Below are 22,924 nucleotides of genomic sequence, written 5' to 3' on the forward strand. Positions count from 1 at the left end.
ATGCATTTCAGCGAACTGATGGCTGTTCTTTCCACCCATGCGATCCGCCTTCAACAGGAAGATGAAGACCTGGTCATTCTGGGCAGCGACGACGCGCTGGACGATGCGTTGTGGGACAGCCTCAGCGAACACAAGGCGCAACTGCTGGAACTGGTCGCGCAAAACGGTGGCGACTGGCTGAGCCCGGCGTTTCGCATCACCCCGGACATGCTGCCGCTGGTAACGCTGGATCAGCCGACCATCGATCGCTTGGTCGCCAAAGTACCCGGCGGCGCCGCCAACCTGCAGGACATTTACCCGCTGGCGCCGCTGCAGGAAGGCATGCTTTATCTGCACCTGTCGGCGCCCGCCGGTGACCCCTACGTGTCGCAAGCGCGATTCGCCTTCGACAGCCGCGAACGTCTGGAGGCTTTCGCCGAGGCGCTGCAATGGATGATCGAACGCCACGACATTCTGCGCACCTCGTTCGTCTGGGAACGCCTGGACGAACCGCTGCAAGTGGTGCAGCGGCAGGCTCGTCTGCACTGCGAAGAAATCGCCCTCGACCCGGGCTCGGATGTCCTGACGCAACTGCTGGAGCGCCACGACCCACGGTTCTTCCGCCTCGACATCCAGCAGGCGCCGCTGCTGCGTCTGGTGTACGCCACGGATCCGGCCAACGGGCGCGTGGTCGCGCTGTTGCTGTTCCATCACCTGATCATGGACCACGTTGCGCTCGACGTGGTGCGCCGTGAAACCCGCGCGCATCTGCTGGGCCAGACCGCGCAGGTCGGGCCGCCGGTGCCATACCGCGATCACCTGGCCAAGGCCCGTCTGCGTCTGGACGAACAGACTCACGAGCAGTTTTTCCGCGAGATGCTCGCCGACATCGACGAGCCGACCTTGCCCTGTGGTTTGCAGGATGTGCAGGGCGATGGCCAAGGCATCGAAGAAGCCTTGCTGATGCTCGACACCGATTTCAGCCGGCAACTGCGCGGTCAGGCGCGTCAGCTCGGCGTCAGTGTGGCGAGCCTGATGCACCTGGCGCTGGCGCGGGTGCTCGGCCAGTTGTCGGGCCGCACCACCGTGGTGTTCGGCACTGTGTTGCTGGGGCGGATGGAGGCGGGCGAGGGCGGCGAACAGGCGCTGGGGATGTTCATCAACACCTTGCCGCTGCGGGTGGATGTCGGGCAGGACGGCGTGCGTGCCGGGGTGCTGGCCACCCATCGACGCCTGACCGCGTTGCTCGGCCATGAACAGACCTCGCTGGCCCTGGCCCAGCGTTGCAGCGCGGTAGCGGTGCCGACGCCGTTGTTCAGCGCGATCCTCAACTATCGCCACAGCAGCAGTGAAGAGATCGCCGAGGTCAGCGAACTGGCCCCCGGCGTGCAAGTGCTGGGCGCCCGCGAACGCACCAACTACCCGCTGACGATCAACATCGACGACCTCGGCGAAGACTTGCGCATCACCGCGCTGGCGGATGCGGCGCTGGGTGCCGAACGCATCGCCGCTTACCTGCACACCGCGTTGCACAGCCTGCTGCAGGCCTTGCAATCGACCCCGGATGCACCGCTGCAACGCCTGAATATCCTGCCGGCGGCCGAGCGCGAATATCTGCTGCACGGGGTCAACTCGCCGTTGCCGCAGTTCCCGGAAACCCCGCTGATTCACCAGCAGTTCGAGGCCCACGCGGCGGCACGCCCCGAGGCCACAGCGCTGCTGTTCGAGGAGCAGACGCTGAGCTACGGCGAGCTCAATCGCCGCGCCAATCAGCTTGCGCATCACCTGCTGGCGCGGGGGATTCGTCCGGATCAGCGCGTGGCGATCTGTGTCGAGCGCGGCCCCCAAATGCTCATCGGCCTGCTCGGTATCCTCAAGGCCGGCGCCGGTTACGTGCCGATCGACCCGGCGTATCCACTGGAGCGTATCGCCTACACCTTGCAGGACAGCGCCCCGGTGGCGGTGCTGACCCAGGCCGATACGCTGGATCGGGTTGGCGCGCTCAACGTGCCGATCATCGATCTGGACAGCCTGCAGTTGCAGGCTGAACTCAGCAGCAATCCGCAGATTCCCGAGCTGACCCCAAATCACCTCGCCTACGTGATCTACACCTCCGGTTCCACCGGGCTGCCCAAGGGCGTGATGGTCGAACACCGCAACGTGGTGCGGCTGTTTTCGGCGACCCACGACTGGTTCAACTTCAACCCGCAGGACGTGTGGGCGCTGTTCCATTCCTTCGCCTTCGACTTTTCAGTCTGGGAAATCTGGGGTGCGCTGGCGTTTGGCGGGCAATTATTGCTGGTGCCGCAGGCCGTCAGCCGCTCGCCGGACGACTGCTACGCATTGCTGTGCCGCAGCGGCGTGACCGTACTCAATCAAACGCCAAGTGCCTTCCGCCAGTTGATCGCGGCGCAGGGCCGCAGCCCGTTGCAGCACTCGTTGCGCGAAGTGATCTTCGGCGGCGAAGCACTGGAACCGGGCCTGCTCAAACCGTGGTACGCGCGGGTCGGCAATGCCGGTACGCGGCTGGTGAACATGTACGGCATCACTGAAACCACGGTGCACGTGACCTATCGGCCACTGGAGGCAGCGGACGCGCTACTGGTCGGGCGCAGCCCGATCGGTGTGGGCATTCCCGACCTGCAGCTGTACGTGCTCGACGCGCAGCGCGAGCCGGTGCCGGCCGGCGTGATCGGCGAGTTGTACGTCGGCGGCGCCGGGGTTGCCCGGGGTTATCTCAATCGTGAAGCGCTGACTGCTGAACGCTTTATCGCCGACCCGTTCAGCGGCCGTGCCGAGGCGCGTCTGTACAAGACCGGTGACCTGGCGCGCTGGTCAGCGGATGGCAGCCTCGAATACCTCGGTCGCAACGACGATCAAGTGAAGATCCGTGGTTTCCGCATCGAACTCGGTGAAATTGAAGCTCGTCTGGCAGCCTGCGACGGTGTGCGCGAAGCGCTGGTGATCGCTCGCGAAGACAGTCCCGGTGACAAGCGTCTGGTCGCCTACTGGCTGGCCGCCGAAGGCACTGAACCGAGCGCCGCGCAATTGCGCGACGCGTTGTTGCAATCGCTGGCCGACTACATGGTGCCGAGCGCCTTTGTGCGCCTCGACGCCATACCGCTGACCACCAACGGCAAACTTGATCGCAAAGCCTTGCCACAACCGGACAGCGATGCGTTCGCCCGGCGCGGCTTCGAAGCTCCGCTGGGGCCGGTGGAAACGCTGATCGCCGGAATCTGGCAGAGCCTGCTCGGTGTCGAGCAAGTCGGGCGGCATGACAATTTCTTCGAACTCGGCGGCCATTCGCTGTTGGCGGTGAAATTGATCGAACGCATGCGCCAGCACGACTTGCAGTGCGACGTGCGCGTGCTGTTCGGCCAGCCGAGCGTCGCGGCGCTGGCGGCGACCCTGAGTCACAGTCATACCCTGCGGGTGCCGGACAATCTGATTCCTTTCGATTGCACGCGGATCACCCCGGACATGCTGCCGTTGGCCACGCTGGATCAGGCCGCCATCGACCGCGTGGTCGCCAGCGTGCCCGGCGGCGTCGCCAATGTGCAGGACATTTACGGCCTGGCACCGTTGCAGGCGGGGATTCTCTACCACCATCTGGCGACCAGCGCCGGTGATCCCTACGTATTGCAGGCGCAATTCGCCTTCGCCGGTCTGGCACAGATCAAGGCCTTCGTCCGTGCGTTGAATGCGGTGATTGCGCGTCACGACATTCTGCGCACCAGCGTGGTCTGGGAAGGGCTTGAGGAGCCAGTGCAAGTGGTCTGGCGCGAGGCGCCGCTGGCGCTGGAACGGGTCGATGCCGACCTGCTTGAGGGCGATGTGCTGGAGCAGATGCAGGCGCGGTTCGATCCACGGCACTACCGCCTCGACCTGCGCCGGGCGCCGCTGATGCGTCTGGCCTACACAGAAGACCGGGAACAGCAGCGCTGGGTCGGCATCCTGTTGCTGCACCACATCGTGCTCGATCACACCGCACTGGAAGTGTTGCTCGCGGAAATGAACGACAGCCTGTACCCGAGCGGCGCCGATTTGCCGATGCCGGTGCAGTACCGCAACTACGTGGCGCAGGCGCAACAGCACGCCGATACTCAGGCGCACGAAGCGTTCTTCCGCGACATGCTCGGCGACATCGACGAGCCGACCGTGGCCTTCGGTGTGCAGGACGTACATGGCGACGGCAGCAGCATCGTCGACAGCGAGCAGGCGCTGGATTCGAGCGTGGCCCAGCGCTTGCGCGAGCAGGCGCGCCGCCTCGGCATCAGCGCCGCCAGTCTGGTGCACCAGGCTTGGGGCCAGGTGCTGGCGCAGGTTTCGGGGCGCGAAGAGGTGGTGTTCGGCACCGTGCTGCTCGGGCGCATGCAGGGTGGCGAGGGCGCCGATCGCGCACTCGGCATGTTCATCAACACCTTGCCGTTGCGGGTCAGTGTTGGCGCGACTGCGGTGGAGCAAGGCGTGCGCGCTACTCATGAGCGTCTGGCGCAACTGCTGGCGCATGAGCAGGCCTCGCTGTCGCTGGCCCAGCGTTGCAGCGGTGTTGCCGCATCGCTGCCGCTGTTCAGCAGCTTGCTCAACTATCGCCACAGCGCGGCCGAACCGGCAGGCGTGGCCTGGGACGGGATCGAGATTCTCAGCTCGCGCGAGCGCAGCAACTATCCGCTGGTGGTCAGCGTCGATGATCTCGGCGCAGGTTTCCGCCTGAGCGTGCAGGCGGTGCCGCAAGTGGACGGCGTACGGGTCTGCGATTACCTGCAAACTGCGCTGCACAATTTGCTGACGGCGCTGGAGCACACGCCAGCAATGCCGCTGCGGCAGATCTCGGTGCTGTCGCCGAGCGAACGCCAGCGGGTCCTGGTCGGGTTTAACATCACTGGTCGCCAATACCCGCCGGCGCAAACCGTGCAGCGTTTGTTCGAGGCCCAGGCGGCCGCGCACCCCGAGGCATTGGCGGCGGTGCAAGGCGCGCAGCAGTTGCGCTATGGCGAGCTCAATCAGCGGGCCAATCGCCTGGCGCATCACCTGATCGGACTGGGCGTGCAGCCCGATGACCGGGTCGCCCTGTGCGCCCGGCGCAGCCCGGACATGCTGGTCGCGCTGCTGGCGATCCTCAAGGCCGGCGCCGGTTATGTGCCGGTCGATCCGGCGTATCCACCGGAACGCATCGCCTATCTGTTGCAGGACTGCGCCCCGGTGGCCGTCGTGGCGCAGGCAGCGACCCGCGATCTGCTCGGTGGCGTGCCGGTCATCGATCTGGACCGCGACCTCTGGCAGCACCTGTCGGATGCCAATCCGCAGGTGCCGGCATTAACCCCGAACCATCTGGCTTACGTGATCTACACCTCCGGCTCCACTGGCCAACCGAAAGGGGTGATGGTCGAGCATGCGACCCTGGAAAACCTCGTGCACTGGCACGCTGAAGCCTTCGACTTGCAGGCCGGCAGCCAGACCGCGAGCGTCGCCGGCTTCGGTTTCGATGCCATGGCCTGGGAAGTCTGGCCGGCACTGTGTGTCGGCGCGACCTTGCACCTGCCGCCGCCGTCGATCCGCAACGAGCACCTCGACGAGTTGCTCGACTGGTGGTGCGCGCAGCCGTTGCAGGTCAGCTTCTTGCCGACGCCGGTGGCCGAATATGCGTTCAGCCGGCAATTGCAGCACCCGACCTTGCGTACGCTGCTGATCGGTGGCGACCGACTGCGTCAGTTCAGTCGTGCGCAAACCTTCGAAGTGATCAACAACTATGGCCCGACCGAGGCGACGGTGGTCGCCACCTCGGGGCCGGTCGAACTGAATCAGCCGCTGCATATCGGTCGGCCGATCGCCAATGCCAAAGTCTATGTGCTGGACGCCGAGCAGCGCCCGGTGCCGGTGGGTGTGGCGGGCGAGTTGTATGTCGGCGGGGCGGGTGTGGCGCGGGGTTATCTGAATCGCCCCGAGCTGAGCGCGGCGCAGTTCCTCTTCGATCCGTTCAGCGATGAGCCGCAGGCGCGCATGTACCGCACCGGCGATCAGGCGCGTTGGCTGGCCGACGGCAATATCGAGTATCTGGGGCGCAACGATGATCAGGTCAAACTGCGTGGCGTGCGAATCGAACTCGGTGAAATCGAAGCCGCGCTCGGCAGCCACGCTGCGCTGCAAGAGGCGGTGGTGCTGGTTCGCGATGGACGGCTGATTGCGTGGTTCACCGAGCGCACGGCGGTGGATATTCAACAGTTGCATACGCATTTACAGGCACGCTTGCCGGATGCGCTGTTGCCGTCGGCATACGTACGACTGGACGCGTTGCCGTTGACCGCCAACGGCAAGATTGATCGCAAGGCCTTGCCTGAGCCGGAGCACGGCGCGTGGCTAAGCCGCGAATATGAAGCGCCACAGGGTGCGCTGGAAACCGCGTTGGCTCAGATCTGGATCGACGTGCTGAAAGTCGAGCGGGTCGGGCGCCACGACAACTTCTTCGAATTGGGCGGGCATTCGCTGTTGGCGGTGAGCCTGATCGAACGCATGCGCCAGATCGACCTCGCGGCCGACGTGCGCGTGCTGTTCAATCAGCCGACCCTGGCCGCACTGGCCGCCGCCGTTGGCAGCGGTCGCGAAATCGAGGTGCCGGCCAACCGCATTCCGCCGGGCTGCACGCACATCACTCCGGACATGCTCAGCCTGACTGAACTCGATCAAGCGAGCATCGAGCGCATCGTCGCCACCGTGCCGGGCGGGGCTGCCAACGTGCAGGACATCTATCCGCTGGCACCGTTGCAGGAAGGCATTCTTTACCACCACTTGAGCGCCGAACAGGGCGATCCGTACCTGCTGCAATCGCGGCTGATCTTCGACAGCGTCGAGCGCCTGCGCACCTTCAGCCAAGCCTTGCAGCAGGTCATCGCGCGTCACGACATTCTGCGCACCAGTGTGGTCTGGGAAGGGCTGGCGAGTCCGCAGCAAGTGGTCTGGCGTCAGGCGCCGCTGGTGGTGCAAGCGGTGCCGCTGGATCCGGCGCAGGGCGACGTCCTCGAACAGTTGCACGCGCGCTTCGACGCCCGGCACAACCGCCTCGACCTGAGCCAGGCGCCGCTGATGCGCATCGTCTACGCCGAAGACCCGGCGCAGCAACGGGTGGTGGCGATCATCCTGTTCCAGCACTTGATTCTCGACCACACCGCCATGGAGGTGGTGGGCCAGGAAATGCGCGCGTTCATGTTCAATCAGGCCGACAGCCTCGGCACGCCGATGCCGTACCGCAACTACGTGGCGCAGGCGCGTCTGGGCGCCAGCGAGCAGGAGCACGAAACGTTCTTCCGCGACATGCTCGGCGATATCGATGAACCGACCCTGCCGTTTGGTCTGCACGACGTGCAAGGCGATGGCGGCGACATCGAGGAGGCGCAGCAAGCCGTCGATGCCGGGTTGACTCTGCGCCTGCGGGAACAGGCGCGGCAGTTGGGTGTCAGCCCGGCGAGCCTGATGCATCTGGCCTGGGCGCAGGTGCTGGGCGTGCTTGCCAACCGCCGCGACGTGGTGTTCGGCACGGTGCTGTTGGGTCGTTTGCAGGGCGGCGAGGGCGCGGATCGCACCCTTGGTGTGTTCATCAACACCTTGCCGCTGCGGGTGGATGTCAGCGAAGGCGTGCGCGCTGCGGTCAAGACTACCCACGCACGGCTGACCGCGTTGCTGGCCCATGAACACGCGCCACTGGCGCTGGCCCAGCGTTGCAGCGCGGTGTCCGGGGCGCCACTGTTCAGCGCCTTGCTCAACTACCGGCATACCGCTGCCGAAGCGCAGCCGCGTGACGGTCAGGGCATCTGGGAAGGCGTGCAATTGCTTGGCGGCGAAGAGCGCAGCAACTATCCGCTGACCCTCAGCGTCGACGATCTCGGCGAAGACTTTTCCCTGTCCGTGCTGGCGTTGGCGCAGATCGGCGCGCAACGGATCTGCGGCTACATGCACACCGCGCTGGAGCATCTGGTGCACGCACTGGAACAGGCGCCGCAACGTCCGCTCAACCGCTTGCCGATTCTTTCGGTCGAGGAATACGAACGCTTGCTGATCGGTTTCAACCCGACGGCGGCGGCATACCCGCGCGGCGCAACGATTCAGGCGCTGGTGCAAGCGCAGGCCGAGCAGCAGCCACAGGCGGTGGCGGTGGTGCAGGGCTCGCAGCAACTGACCTATGCGCAACTCAATCAGCAGGCCAATCGCCTGGCCCAGCACTTGCTCGGCCTCGGCGTGCAACCGGACGACCGGATTGCCGTGTGTCTGCAACGCGGCCCGCAGATGCTGGTGGCGCTGCTGGCGATTCTCAAGGCCGGCGCCGGTTACGTGCCAATCGACCCGGCGTACCCGGCGGAGCGCATCGCCTACCTGTTGCAGGACAGCGATCCGGTGGCGGTGCTGGCGCAGGGATCGACCCGCGAGCTGCTGGGCCGGGTGCCGGTGATAGATCTGGACAATGACACCTGGCAGCATCTGCCGGACAGCAATCCGCAACTGCCAACACTGACCCCGGCGCATCTGGCCTACGTGATCTACACCTCGGGCTCGACCGGCCAGCCGAAAGGCGTGATGGTCGAACACGCGACCCTGGAAAACCTTGTGCACTGGCACTGCGAGGCCTTCGACCTGCGCGCCGGCAGCCACACCGCCAGCGTCGCCGGTTGCGGTTTCGACGCGATGGCCTGGGAGGTCTGGCCGGCGCTGTGTGTCGGCGCGACCCTGCACCTGCCGCCGCCGTCGATCAGCAACGAACACCTCGATGAACTGCTCGACTGGTGGCGCGCGCAGCCGTTGCAAGTGAGCTTCCTGCCGACGCCGATTGCCGAATACGCCTTCAGTCGTGAACTGGGGCACCCGACCTTGCGCACGCTGTTGATCGGTGGCGACAAGTTGCGGCAGTTCTCGCGTGGGCAGACGTTCGACGTCATCAACAACTACGGCCCGACCGAGGCCACGGTGGTTGCGACTTCCGGTCAAATCCATGCCGGGCAATTGCTGCACATCGGCCGGCCCATCAGCAACGCCCGGATCTACCTGCTCGATGAGCAGCAGCGTCCGGTGCCGGTTGGCGTGGCGGGCGAGTTGTATGTCGGTGGCGCGGGTGTCGCCCGTGGTTACCTGAACCGTCCCGAGCTGACCGCCGAACGCTTCCTCGAAGACCCGTTCAGTGACGAACCGCAGGCGCGCATGTACCGCACCGGTGACCTCGCGCGCTGGCTGGCCGACGGCAATATCGAGTACCTGGGGCGTAACGACGATCAGGTCAAACTGCGCGGCGTGCGGGTGGAACTGGGTGAAATCGAAGCCGCGCTGTCCAGCCATCCGGCGGTGCAGGACGCGGTGGTGCTGGTGCGCGAGGCGCTCTTGATCGCCTGGTTCACCGCGCGCACTGCGGTAGAAATCGAAGAGCTGCGCCAGCATCTGCAAGCACGTTTGCCGCAGGCACTGGTGCCCGCCGCCTACGTGCGCCTGCCGGCGCTGCCGCTGACCGCCAACGGCAAACTCGACCGCAAGGCCTTGCCCGAACCGGATCAGGACGCCTGGCTCAGCCGCGAATACGCAGCCCCGCAAGGGCCGGTGGAAACCGCGCTGGCGCAGGTCTGGGCCGAGGTGCTGCAAGTCGAACAGGTCGGGCGGCACGACAACTTCTTCGAACTGGGCGGGCATTCGCTGCTGGCGGTGACCCTGATCGAGCGCATGCGTCAGCTCGGCCTGAGCACCGACGTGCGCGTGCTGTTCAGCCAGCCGACCCTTGCCGCGCTGGCCGCCGCAGTGGGCAGCGGTCGCGAAGTCGCGGTGCCGGACAACCTGATTCCGTTTGGTTGCACACATATCACTCCAGACATGCTGACCCTGCTGCAACTGGATCAGGCCAGCATCGAGCGTATCGTGGCCACGGTGCCGGGCGGTGCCGCCAATGTGCAGGACATTTATCCGCTGGCGCCGTTGCAGGAAGGCATCCTTTATCACCACTTGAGCGCCGTGCAGGGCGATCCATACCTGCTGCAATCGCGCCTGGCATTCGACAGCCTTGAACGCCTGCAGGCCTTCGCCGCCGCGCTGCGTCAGGTCATGACCCGGCACGACATTCTGCGCAGCGGTGTGGTCTGGGAAGGGCTGGCGACGCCGGTGCAAGTGGTCTGGCGTGAAGCCGAGCTGCCGCTGCAGGAGGTTGCATTCGATCCGGCGGGCGGTGATGTTCTGGCGCAGTTGTATGAGCGCTTCGACGCGCGGCATTACCGCATCGACCTCAGTCAGGCGCCGTTGATTCGCCTGGTCTATGCAGAAGACCCGGCCAATGATCGAGTGGTCGCCATGCTGCTGTTCCATCACATCGCCATGGATCACACGGCGCTGGAAGTGGTGCAGCAGGAACTGCAGGCGCTGCTCTTCGGTCACGGCGAAGCCCTGATACCCGCCGTGCCGTATCGCAATTACGTGGCGCAGACCCGGTTGGGCGTCAGCGAGCAGGAGCATGAAGCGTTCTTCCGCACGATGCTCGGCGAGATCGATGAGCCGACGCTGCCGTTCGGTCTGCTGGACGTGCACGGTGACGGCCATGACATCGAAGAAGTCCGTCAGCGCGTGCCGGAAGTCTTGGCGCAGCGCTTGCGCAGCCAGGCGCGGCAGCTGGGCGTGAGCGTCGCGAGCCTGTTCCATTTGGCGTTTGCTCAGGTATTGGCGGCGACTTCCGGACATGAGCGCGTGGTGTTCGGCACCGTGCTGTTGGGGCGGATGCAGGGCGGTACCGGCGCTGATCGCGGTCTGGGGATGTTCATCAATACGCTGCCGCTGCGGGTGGATCTGGGTGATGTTTCGGTGCGTGCCGGGGTGCGCGCCACCCATGCGCAACTGACCGCATTGCTCGGCCATGAACATGCGTCACTGGCATTGGCCCAGCGTTGCAGCGGGGTGGCGGCGCCGTCACCGCTGTTCAGCGCGATGCTCAATTACCGGCACAGCGTCAGCGCAGAACAGTTGCAGGCCAATCGCCTGGCCTGGCAAGGCATCGAAAACCTGTCCAGCGAGGAGCGCACCAACTATCCGCTGAGCTTCAACGTCGATGACCTGGGCCAGGGCTTTGACCTTACGGCGATGACCCCTTCGCAGATTGGCGCGGCGCGGGTGTGTGGCTACATGCAGCAGGCGTTGGCGGGGCTGGTCGAAGCGCTGGAGCAGACTCCGCAGCAGGCGTTAAATCGTCTGTCGGTGCTGGCGGATGCCGAGCGTCAGCATCTGCTGTTCGGCCTGAACGCCACGGAGGTCGATTACAACCTTGAGCAAACCATTCACGGCTTGTTCGAGACGCAAGTGGCGCGCACGCCTTGGGCACCAGCGGTGGCCGCTGATGAACAGCCACTGACTTATGCCGAACTCAACGCCCGGGCCAATCAACTGGCGCGGCACCTGCGCGAATTGGGCGTAGGGCCGGACTCACGGGTGGCGATCTGCGTCGAGCGCGGTCTGGACATGGTGGTCGGGCTGCTGGCGATCCTGAAGGCCGGTGGCGGTTATCTGCCGCTGGATCCGGCGTATCCGCTGGAACGACTGGCCTACATGCTGGAGGACGGCGCGCCGCTGGCGGTGCTGGTGCAGGGAACGACGCGCTCGTTGCTCGGTGACGTTGGCGTGCCGGTGATCGACCTGGATCAGCCGCATTGGCAAGCGCTGCCGATAGACAATCTTGCGATAACCGAACTGGCCCCGCAGCACACCGCTTACGTGATCTACACCTCCGGTTCCACTGGCCAACCGAAAGGCGTGATCAATGAGCACAGCGGGGTAGTCAACCGCCTGCTGTGGATGCAGGACGCCTATCAACTCACCGCCAGCGACACGGTGTTGCAGAAAACCCCGTTCAGCTTCGACGTCTCGGTCTGGGAGTTCTTCTGGCCGTTGATGACTGGCGCCCGATTGGTCATGGCCCGGCCCGAGGGACACAAGGATCCGCTGTATCTCAGCGAAATCATCGAACGCGAACACATCACCACACTGCACTTTGTTCCGTCGATGCTCGACGTCTTTCTCGCCCACGCCGACACCGCACGCTGCAGCAGTCTGCGGCAAGTCATGTGCAGCGGCGAAGCGTTACCGGGCAGCGTGGTGCGGCGTTTCAAACAGCAACTGCCGGCCAGCCAATTGCACAACCTCTATGGCCCGACCGAAGCCGCGGTGGACGTGACCGCGTGGAACTGCGCCGGGCCGTTGGAATACACCCCGGGCAACACGCCGATCGGCAAACCGATCGCCAACACCCGCATGTACATCCTCGATGCCCAGCAACAACCGGTGCCGCACGGCGTGGTCGGCGAGCTGTACATCGGTGGCGTGCAGGTGGCGCGCGGTTATCTGAATCGCCCGGAACTGAACGCCGAGCGCTTCCTCAATGATCCGTTCCAGAACAATGGGCGGATGTACCGCACCGGCGACGTCGCCCGTTATCTGCCGGACGGCAACATTGAATACCTGGGTCGCAACGACGATCAGGTGAAGATCCGTGGCCTGCGCATCGAACTCGGTGAAATCCAGGCACGCCTGACCCAGATCGATGGCGTGCAGGAAGCCGCCGTACTGGCCCGCGAAGACGTTCCGGGCGACAAACGTCTGGTGGCGTACTACACCGGGGCACGCCTGGAAATCGACGTGCTGCGCAGCCACTTGCTGGAGCACCTGCCGGACTACATGGTGCCTACGCTGTTCGTGCATCTCGATGCATTGCCACTGAGCCCCAACGGCAAACTCGACCGCAAGGCGCTGCCGGCCCCGGATCAGGCCGCATTGCCGGTGCGCGAATACGAAGCCCCGGTGGGCGACGTCGAAATCACCCTCGCACGGCTCTGGGCCGAGTTGCTCAACGTCGAGCGGGTGGGGCGCCACGATCATTTCTTTGAACTGGGTGGTCACTCGCTGCTGGCGGTCAGTCTGATTGGCCGGCTGCGTCAGGAAGGCATGGAAGCCGATGTCAGGTCGCTGTTCGAACATCCGACCCTGGCCGGCTACGCCGCAATTACCGAACGAATGGAGATCGTCCTGTGAACGTGATCGAACTGTTGGCCACATTGAAGGCTAAAGATATTCAGCTGGCGGTCGCGGACGACCAATTGCGGGTCAACGGCAACAAGCAGGCGTTGAACGACCCGGCGTTGCTGGCGCTGTTGCGCGAGCACAAACCGGCGCTGATCGAGCTGATCCAGGCCGGGCAGTACTCGGCCAGCAAGCATGGCCAGGTCGAGGTGCCGGCCAATGGCATCGTCTCGGGCACCACGCGCATCACCCCGGCGATGCTGACGCTGGTCGAACTCGACAAGGCGACCATCGACCACCTCGTCGCACAAGTCCCCGGCGGCGCAGCCAACGTGCAGGACATCTACCCGCTGGCGCCGCTGCAGGAAGGCATCCTGTATCACCACGTGAGTGGTGGTGACGGTGATCCGTATGTCATGCAGTCGCATTTCGCTTTTGCCAGCCGTGAGCGTTTTCAAGCGTTCGCTCAAGCGCTGCAAGCGGTGATCGATCGGCATGACATTCTGCGCACCGCTGTGCATTGGGCAGGGCTGGACGCGCCGGTGCAGGTGGTCTGGCGCCGGGCCGAACTGCCGGTGGAAGAGGTGACGTTGCCTGATGCAAATGGCGACGTGCTGGCGTATCTGCACGAGCGCTTCGATGCCCGGCATTTCCGCCTAGATGTTACCCAGGCGCCGCTGATGCGTCTGGCCCACGCCTGGGATGAGGCCGGGCAACGGGTGATCGCCACGCTGTTGTTCCATCACATGGCCCTCGACCACTCGGCGCTCGACGTGGTGCGCCACGAAATGCGCGCCTGCCTCACCGGGCAGCGTGAACTGCTCGGGCGCCCGGTGCCGTTTCGCAACTACGTGGCGCAGGCACGTCTGGGCGTCAGCGAGGCCGAGCACGAGGCGTTCTTCCGCGAGATGCTCAGCGACATCGACGAACCGACGCTGCCTTACGGCCTGCAGGATGTGCAAGGTGACGGCAGCGAAATTGTCGAACTCAGCGTGCCGGTCGCGGCGCTGTTGGGCCAGCGTCTGCGGGCGCAGGCACGGACGCTCGGCGTCAGTGTCGCCAGCCTGTTCCATCTCGGCTGGGCGCAGGTACTGGCCGCGCTGACCGGCAAGCAGCAAGTGGTGTTCGGCACGGTGCTGATGGGTCGCATGCAGGGCGCCGAAGCGATTGACCGGGCGCTGGGGATTTTCATCAACACCTTGCCGTTGCGGGTGAACATCGACGGGCAGGACGTGCGCGCGGCAGTCAACGCCACCCACGCCCGGCTGACCACGCTGATGCGTCACGAACATGCACCGCTGGCCTTGGCTCAGCGCTGCAGTCACGTGGTGGCGCCGACGCCGCTGTTCAGCACGCTGCTCAATTATCGCCACAGCCACAACGTCGCCACCGCCAGCGCCGAAACCCTCGCGGCGTGGGACGGTATCTCCACGTTGCACTCCGAAGAGCGCAGCAACTATCCGCTGACCCTGAGTGTCGATGACCTCGGTGACGCCTTCAGCCTGACCCTGCTGGCCAGCACCCAGACCGATCCGCAGCGCATCTGCGATTACCTGCACAGCGCGCTGGAAAACCTCGTGCTCGCGCTGGAGCAGGCGCCGCAGACGCCGGTCAACCAACTGCCGATTCTGCCGGCGGCAGAGCTTGCGCAGGTACTGCTCGAGTTCAATGCCACTCAAGTGGATTTCCCGGCTGCACAGACCATCCAGCGACGTTTCGAGGCACAGGTAGCCGAACGGCCGGACGCGCTGGCGGCAGTGTTTGCCGATGCGCATTTGACCTACGCCGAACTCAATCAGCAGGCCAACGCCTTGGCGCAGCACCTGATCGGCTTGGGTGTGAAGCCGGATGATCGCGTGGCGATCGTCGCCCGCCGTGGGCTGGACACCCTGGTCGGACTGGTGGCGATCCTCAAGGCCGGCGCCGGTTACGTGCCGATTGATCCGGCGCACCCGGCGGAGCGTTTGAACTACCTGCTCGACGACAGCGCGCCAGTGGCGGTGCTGACCCAAAACAATCTGCGCGAGCGCTTGCCGACGCTGACCGTGCCGGTACTCGAACTCGACCGCTGCAACTGGCCGCAGCGCGTGACCCATAATCCGCATGTTCTCGGCCTGAGTACCGAAAATCTGGCCTACGTGATCTACACCTCCGGCTCCACCGGCCTGCCCAAGGGCGTGATGGTCGAGCATCACACCTTGAGTAATCTGGTGGACTGGCACTGCAGTGCGTTCGACCTCTGTGCCGGGCGTCACACCTCAAGCCTGGCCGGGTTCGGTTTCGACGCGATGGCCTGGGAAGTCTGGCCGGCGCTGTGCGTGGGCGCGACCCTGCATCTGGCGCCGACTCACGAGGGCGGCGAAGACATCGATGCCTTGCTCGCGTGGTGGTGCGCGCAGCCGCTGGACGTGAGCTTTCTGCCGACCCCGGTGGCTGAATACGCCTTCAGCCAGAACCTCGAACACCCGACCCTGCGCACGCTGCTGATCGGCGGTGACCGCTTGCGGCAGTTCAATCGCAACCAGCATTTCGACGTGATCAACAACTACGGCCCGACCGAGGCCACAGTGGTCGCGACCTCAGGGCGGGTAGCAAGCGGCGACGCGCTGCACATCGGCAAACCGCTGAGCAATGCCACGGTGTACCTGCTCGACGAACAACAGCGCCCGGTGCCGCTTGGCGTGGCTGGCGAGTTATACGTTGGCGGCGCCGGGGTCGCCCGTGGCTACCTGAACCGCGCGGACATGACTGCCGAGCGCTTTCTGCGTGACCCGTTCAGCCCCTTGCCGAACGCGCGGATGTACCGCACCGGCGACCTTGCACGCTGGCGTGAAGACGGGAACATCGAGTACCTGGGGCGCAACGACGATCAGGTGAAAATCCGTGGCGTGCGCATCGAATTGGGCGAGATCGAAACCTGCCTCAACCAGTTGCCGGGGATTCAGGAAGCGGTGCTGCTGGCCCGCGAAGATCAACCCGGCCAGCCGCGACTGGTGGCGTACTTCACCGAGCAGGCGCAGGTCGAAGCGCTGCCGGTGGGCGAGTTGCGCGCGCAATTGCTCAGCCGGTTGCCGGAGTACATGGTGCCGACCGCGTTCGTCAAACTCGCCGCGCTGCCGTTGACCGCCAACGGCAAGGTCGACCGCAAGGCCTTGCCGGCACCGGATCTGGCAGCGCTGTTCACCCGCGAGTACGCAGCGCCCGAAGGCGAGGTGGAAAACGCGCTGGCACAGATCTGGGCCGACGTGCTGCAGGTTGAACGGGTCGGGCGGCAGGATCACTTTTTCGAACTCGGCGGGCATTCGTTGCTGGCGATGCGCATGGTCTCGCAAGTGCGCCAGCGCCTGGGTGTCGAGCTGGCGCTGAGCGATCTGTTTGCCAACGCCGAACTGGCGGCGGTCGCGGCAGTGCTGAACGAGGCCGGACGCTGTGCACAACCGCAGATCGTGCCGGTCCCGCGTGACGGCGCGTTGCCGCTGTCGTTCGCCCAACAACGCCTGTGGTTCCTCGCGCAAATGGAAGGCGCCAACACCGCCTACAACATTCCCGTGGCCCTGCGGCTGCGTGGCCGTCTCGACGACGCGGCGCTGCAACGCGCACTGGCGCGGATCGTTGCCCGCCACGAAACCCTGCGCAGCCGCTTCGCCCAATTCAACGACGAAGCGCAAGTGCTGATTGCCCCGGTGGACACCGGTCTGCTGCTGCGTGTCGAGGACCTGCGCCAGCACCCGCAACCCGAGGAAACCCTGCAGGCGCTGATTCAGGGCGAAGCCTCCGGGCCGTTCGACTTGCAGGACGATCCGTTGATTCGCGGGCGACTGGTACGCCTGGCGGATGATCACCATGTGCTGTTGCTGACCCTGCACCACATCATCTCTGACGGCTGGTCGATGGGCGTGCTGACCCGTGAACTGATGGCGCTGTATCAGGCGTTCAGTCACGGTCAGCCGGATCCATTGCCGCCGCTGGCGCTGCAATACACCGACTACGCGGTGTGGCAACGGCGCTGGCTCAGCGGCGAGGTGCTGCAACGCCAGAGCGAATATTGGCAACAGACCCTCGCTGGCGCCCCGGCGCTGTTGATGCTGCCGACCGATCGGCCGCGCCCGGCGCAGCAGGACTATGCCGGCAGCAGCGTTGCCGTCGTGCTCGACGAACGCTTGAGCGCCGGGCTCAAAGCCTTGGGCCAGCGCCACGGCGTGACCCTGTACATGACGTTGATGAGTGCCTGGGCGATGCTGCTCAGCCGCTTGTCCGGGCAGGCGGAAGTGGTGATCGGCTCGCCTGTGGCCAACCGCACCCGCGCCGAAATCGAAGGCCTGATCGGCATGTTCGTCAACACCCTGGCGCTGCGCATCGACACCTCGGGCGAGCTGAGCGTCGAAGCGTTGCTGGCGCGGGTCAAGGCGCAAACCCTGCAAGCGCAGGCGCATCAGGATCTGCCGTTCGAGCAGGTGGTGGAAATCACCCGGCCCGTGCGCAGCCTGGCGCACAGCCCGTTGTTCCAGACCTTGCTCAGTTGGGATGGCCTTGAAAGCCCGGCGCTGGCCCTCGGCGAACTGACGCTGGAAGGCGTGGCCGAGCCGAGCCACTTCGCCAAGTTCGACCTGTCGCTGAGCCTCAGTGAGTCCAACGGCATCATTCGCGGATCGCTGGAATACGCCACAGCATTGTTCGACCAGAGCACGGTCGAGCGCTTCGTCGGCTACTTCCAGCGCCTGTTGCAGGCGATGGTCGCCAACGATCAGGCGCTGCTGCAACAGGCGCCGCTGCTGGCGCCGGAAGAACAGCAGCGTTTGCTGGTCGAGTTCAATGCCACGGACGTCGATTACGACCTTAAGCAGACCATTCATGGTCTGTTCGAAGCGCAAGTAGCGCGTACGCCTTGGGCTCCCGCGGTGGTTGCTGATGAACAGCAACTGACTTATGCCGAGCTCAATGCCCGGGCCAATCAACTGGCACGGCACCTGCGTGAATTGGGCGTAGGGCCGGATGCGCGGGTGGCGCTCTGCGTTGAACGCGGTCTGGACATGGTGGTCGGGCTGCTGGCGATCCTCAAGGCCGGCGGCGGTTATGTACCGCTGGATCCGGCTTATCCGCTGGAACGTCTGGCCTACATGCTGGAGGACAGCGCGCCGCTGGCGGTGTTGGTGCAGGGTTCGACGCGTTCGTTGCTCGGCGAAGTCGCAGTGCCGGTGATCGATCTGGATCAGCCGCAATGGCAGTCGCTGCCAACGGACAATCTGTCGCTCGCTGAATTGAGCCCGCAGCACACGGCTTACGTGATCTACACCTCTGGCTCCACTGGCCAGCCGAAAGGCGTGATCAACGAACACAGCGGGGTGGTCAACCGTCTGCTGTGGATGCAGGACGCTTACCAACTGAGTTCCGCCGACACGGTGTTGCAGAAAACCCCGTTCAGCTTCGACGTCTCGGTCTGGGAGTTCTTCTGGCCGCTGATGACCGGCGCCCGATTGGTCATGGCCCGGCCCGAGGGGCACAAGGATCCGCAGTACCTCAGTGAAGTGATCGAGCGTGAAAACATCACCACGCTGCACTTTGTCCCATCGATGCTCGATGTATTCCTCGCTCACGCCGACACCGCACGTTGCAGCAGCCTGCGGCAAGTCATGTGCAGCGGCGAAGCGTTACCGGGCAGCGTGGTACGACGCTTCATACAGCAACTGCCGGGCAGCCAATTGCACAACCTCTACGGCCCGACCGAAGCGGCAGTGGACGTGACCGCGTGGAATTGCGCCGGGCCGCTGGAAAGCACTCCGGACAACACACCGATCGGCAAACCGATCGCCAACACCCGCATGTACATCCTCGATGCCCAGCAACAACCGGTGCCGCACGGTGTGGTCGGCGAGCTGTACATCGGTGGCGTGCAGGTAGCACGTGGGTATCTGAATCGCCCGGAACTGAGCGCCGAACGCTTCCTCAATGATCCGTTCCAGAGCAATGGGCGCATGTACCGCACCGGCGACGTCGCCCGCTATCTGCCGGACGGCAATATCGAATATCTCGGCCGTAACGACGACCAGGTGAAGATTCGTGGCCTGCGCATCGAACTCGGTGAAATCCAGGCACGCCTGACCCAGATCGATGGCGTGCAGGAAGCCGCCGTACTGGCCCGCGAAGATGCATCCGGCGATAAGCGTCTGGTGGCGTACTACACCGGGGCACGCCTGGAAATCGACGTGCTGCGCAGCCATCTGCTGGAAAACCTGCCGGACTACATGGTGCCCGCGCTGTTCGTACATCTCGATGCACTGCCGCTGAGCCCCAACGGCAAACTCGACCGCAAGGCGCTGCCGGCCCCCGATCTGGCGGCGCAGACCGCCCGTGAATACGAAGCCCCGGTCGGCGAAGTGGAAACCGCGCTCGCGCAGCTCTGGGCTGAATTGCTCAAGGTTGAGCGGGTAGGGCGCCACGATCATTTCTTCGAACTCGGTGGCCACTCGCTGCTGGCGGTGAATCTGGTGGCGCGGATGCGCCGTGCCGGCCTGAGCGCCGACATTCGCGTGCTGTTCAACCAGCCGACCCTCGCCGCGCTGGCCGCTGCCGTGGGCGGTGAGCCCGAGGCCGAAGTCGCGGCCAACCTGATCACTGCGGACTGCACGCGCATCACTCCCGAGTTGTTGCCACTGGTGGCGCTCGACCAGCCGAGCATCGACCGCATCGTCGCCAGCATCCCCGGCGGTGTGGCCAACGTGCAGGATATTTACCCGCTGGCGCCGTTGCAGACCGGCATCCTGTTCCACCATTTGTCCGCCGCACAGGGCGATCCGTATGTGTTGCAGGCGCAGTTCGCGTTTGCCGATGAGCAACGCCTGAACAGCTTCACCCAAGCCTTGCAGAACGTAATCCAGCGCCACGACATCCTGCGCACTTCGCTGTTCTGGGACGGGCTGCAAGACCCGGTGCAAGTGGTCTGGCGTGAGGCGCCGCTGGCGTGCGAAGCGCTGGAACTGAATGGCGCGGACGGCGATGTACTGGAGCAATTGCGCCGGTGTTTCGACACCACGCAGTACCGCATGGCCGTCAATCAGGCACCACTGATGCGCGTGGTGCACGCCTGGGACGCCGCCCATCAGCGGGTGGTGGCGTTGTTGCTGTTCCATCACCTGGTGATGGACCACGTGGCGCTGGAGGTGCTGCAACATGAAATGCAGGCGTTCCTCAGCGGCCAGCCGCAACGTCTGGCCGAGCCGGTGCCGTATCGCAATTACGTGGCGCATACCCTGTCCGGGTTGAGTGACCAGCAGCACGAAGAGTTCTTCCGCGAGATGCTCGGTGACGTCGACGAACCAACCTTGCCTTACGGGCAGAACCCGGCGCCGGAAGGGCTGGCCACGCAGGCACAGTTGAGCCTCGACATCGCGCTGAGCCGCGACCTGCGCAGTCAGGCGCGGCGTCTGGGTGTCAGCGCGGCGAGCCTGATGCACCTGGCGTGGGCGCAGGTGCTGGGGCAGTTGTCCGGTCGCGATGACGTGGTGTTCGGCACGGTATTGCTTGGTCGGTTGCAAGGTGGCGAAGGCGCGGAACGGGCGCTCGGGGTGTTCATCAACACCTTGCCATTGCGCATCGATCTGCGTGCGCACAGCGTCAAGGGCGCGGCACTGGCGACGCATCAACGGTTGAGCCAGTTGCTGCAACACGAACACGCGCAACTGGCGCGCATCCAGCACTGCAGCGCGATGGCGCCGACCACGCCGCTGTTCAGTTCGTTGTTCAATTATCGTCATGGTGCCTCGGCGCAGGGCGGTTCTGCCGAGGCCCAAACGGCTTGGCAAGGCATGCAATTGCTTGAGGCCGAGGAACACAGCAACTATCGCCTGACCCTCAGCGTCGACGATCTCGGCGAAGGCTTCAGCCTGACCGCACTGGCCGGTGTCGGTATCGATGCACAGCGCATCTGCAACTATCTGCAATGCGCCTTGCACAGCTTGGCGGATGCGCTGGAACACGCGCCGCATCAAGGTTTCGAGCGGCTGTCGATCCTGCCGGACACGGAGCGCGAGCAGTTGTTGCACAGCTTCAACACGACCCGCGCCGATTACCCGCAGGGGTTGACGATTGCCCAGCGTTTCGAGCATCAAGCGCTTGAACGACCGCAGGCGCTGGCAGCGGTTTTTGCCGGTGCTTCACTGAGCTATGCCGAGTTGAACCGCCAGGCCAACAGCCTGGCGCATCATCTGCTCGCATCGGGCGTACAGCCTGACGACCGCGTGGCCATCGTCGCCCGACGCGGCCTTGATACGCTGGTCGGGCTGGTGGCGATTCTCAAGGCCGGCGCCGGTTATGTTCCGGTGGATCCGGCGCACCCGGCAGAGCGCCTGAGCTATCTGCTGCAAGACAGTGCGCCCGTCGCGGTGCTGAGCCAAAGCGATCTGCGTGAACGCCTGCCGGCATTGACGGTGCCGCTGATCGACCTTGATCTGCGCCAATGGTCAAACGAGCGCATCGACAACCCGTCGCTGCCGGCCCTGACCCCGCAGCATCTGGCTTACGTTATCTATACCTCCGGCTCCACCGGTCTGCCGAAAGGCGTGATGGTCGAGCACCAGACGCTGAGCAATCTCGTGGACTGGCACTGCGCGGCCTTCGATCTGCACGCCGGCAGCCATACCTCGAACCTGGCCGGGTTCGGTTTCGACGCTATGGCCTGGGAAGTCTGGCCGGCATTGTGCTGCGGCGCGACGCTGCATCTGGCGCCGAGTCACGAAGGCAACGAAGACATCGACGCACTGCTTGCCTGGTGGCGTGCGCAGCCGCTGGACGTGAGCTTCCTGCCGACCCCGGTGGCCGAATACGCCTTCAGTCAGGAGCCGGCGCATCCAACCCTGAAAACCCTGTTGATCGGCGGCGATCGACTGCGTCAGTTCAACCGTAACCAGCCGTTCCGGGTGATCAACAACTATGGCCCGACCGAGGCTACGGTGGTCGCTACCTCGGGCCTGATTGCGGCGGGCGAGGTGCTGCATATCGGTAAACCGGTGAGCAATGCCACGGTGTATCTGCTCGACGCACGGCAACGCCCGGTACCGCTGGGGGTGATCGGCGAGTTGTATGTCGGAGGTGCCGGCGTGGCCCGTGGTTACCTGAACCGTCCGCAGATGACCGCCGAACGCTTCCTGCGCGATCCGTTCAGCAGCGTGCCGAATGCACGTATGTACCGCACCGGTGACCTTGCGCGCTGGCGCGAGGACGGCACGCTCGAATACCTCGGGCGCAACGACGATCAGGTGAAAATCCGCGGCGTGCGTATCGAGTTGGGCGAGATCGAAACCCGGCTCAATCAGCTCCCCGGTGTTCAGGATGCGGTGTTGCTGGCCCGTGAGGACGAACCCGGTCAGCCACGGTTGGTGGCGTATTACACCGAGCAGGGCGCATCGTTGAGCGTCGCTGATCTGCGCGCGCACCTGCTCACGCAATTGCCTGAGTACATGGTGCCGGCGGCGTTTGTCCGGCTCGACGCGTTACCCCTGACCGCCAATGGCAAGGTTGATCGCAAGGCATTGCCGAAACCTGACCTGACTGCGCTATTCACCCGCGAATACATCGAGCCGCAAGGTGAGCTGGAAACCGCGCTGGCGCAGATCTGGGCCGAGGTGCTGCAGGTCGAACGGGTCGGCCGGCATGATCACTTTTTCGAACTCGGCGGCCACTCGCTGCTGGCCATGCGCATGGTCGCGCAGGTGCTTCAGCAACTGGGGCTGGAGCTGGTGCTGGGCGATCTGTTCGCCAATCCTGAACTGGCGGCGGTCGCCGAATGCCTTTGCGTAGCGCAGGTCAGTAGCCAACCGCAGATCGTAGCGGTGCCGCGTGACGGCACGCTGTCCTTCGCCCAGCAACGCCTGTGGTTCCTCGCGCAAATGGACGGCGGCAATTCGGCGTACAACATTCCGCTTGGCTT

The 22,924-nt window shown here is 64.8% G+C and carries 2 protein-coding genes (1 of these 2 running past the window's edge); both read left to right on the top strand.

Annotation, left to right across the window (positions count from 1 at the left end; translation table 11 throughout):
• The gene (locus tag ACOYXG_RS11090) at positions 1-13,014 is read left to right on the top strand and encodes an amino acid adenylation domain-containing protein (protein WP_460357688.1); all 13,014 of its coding nucleotides are present in this window, start codon (positions 1-3) and stop codon (positions 13,012-13,014) included.
• Positions 13,011-22,924, top strand: the 5' portion of a protein-coding gene (locus tag ACOYXG_RS11095) for a non-ribosomal peptide synthase/polyketide synthase (protein WP_460357690.1). 7,909 nt of this gene lie beyond the right edge of the window; 9,914 of the gene's 17,823 nt are visible here — the first part of the coding sequence; the start codon lies at positions 13,011-13,013; its stop codon lies off the right edge, out of view. Before ACOYXG_RS11090 ends, ACOYXG_RS11095 begins: the two co-directional genes overlap by 4 nt.

Source organism: Pseudomonas sp. G3-39, from assembly GCF_054790485.1.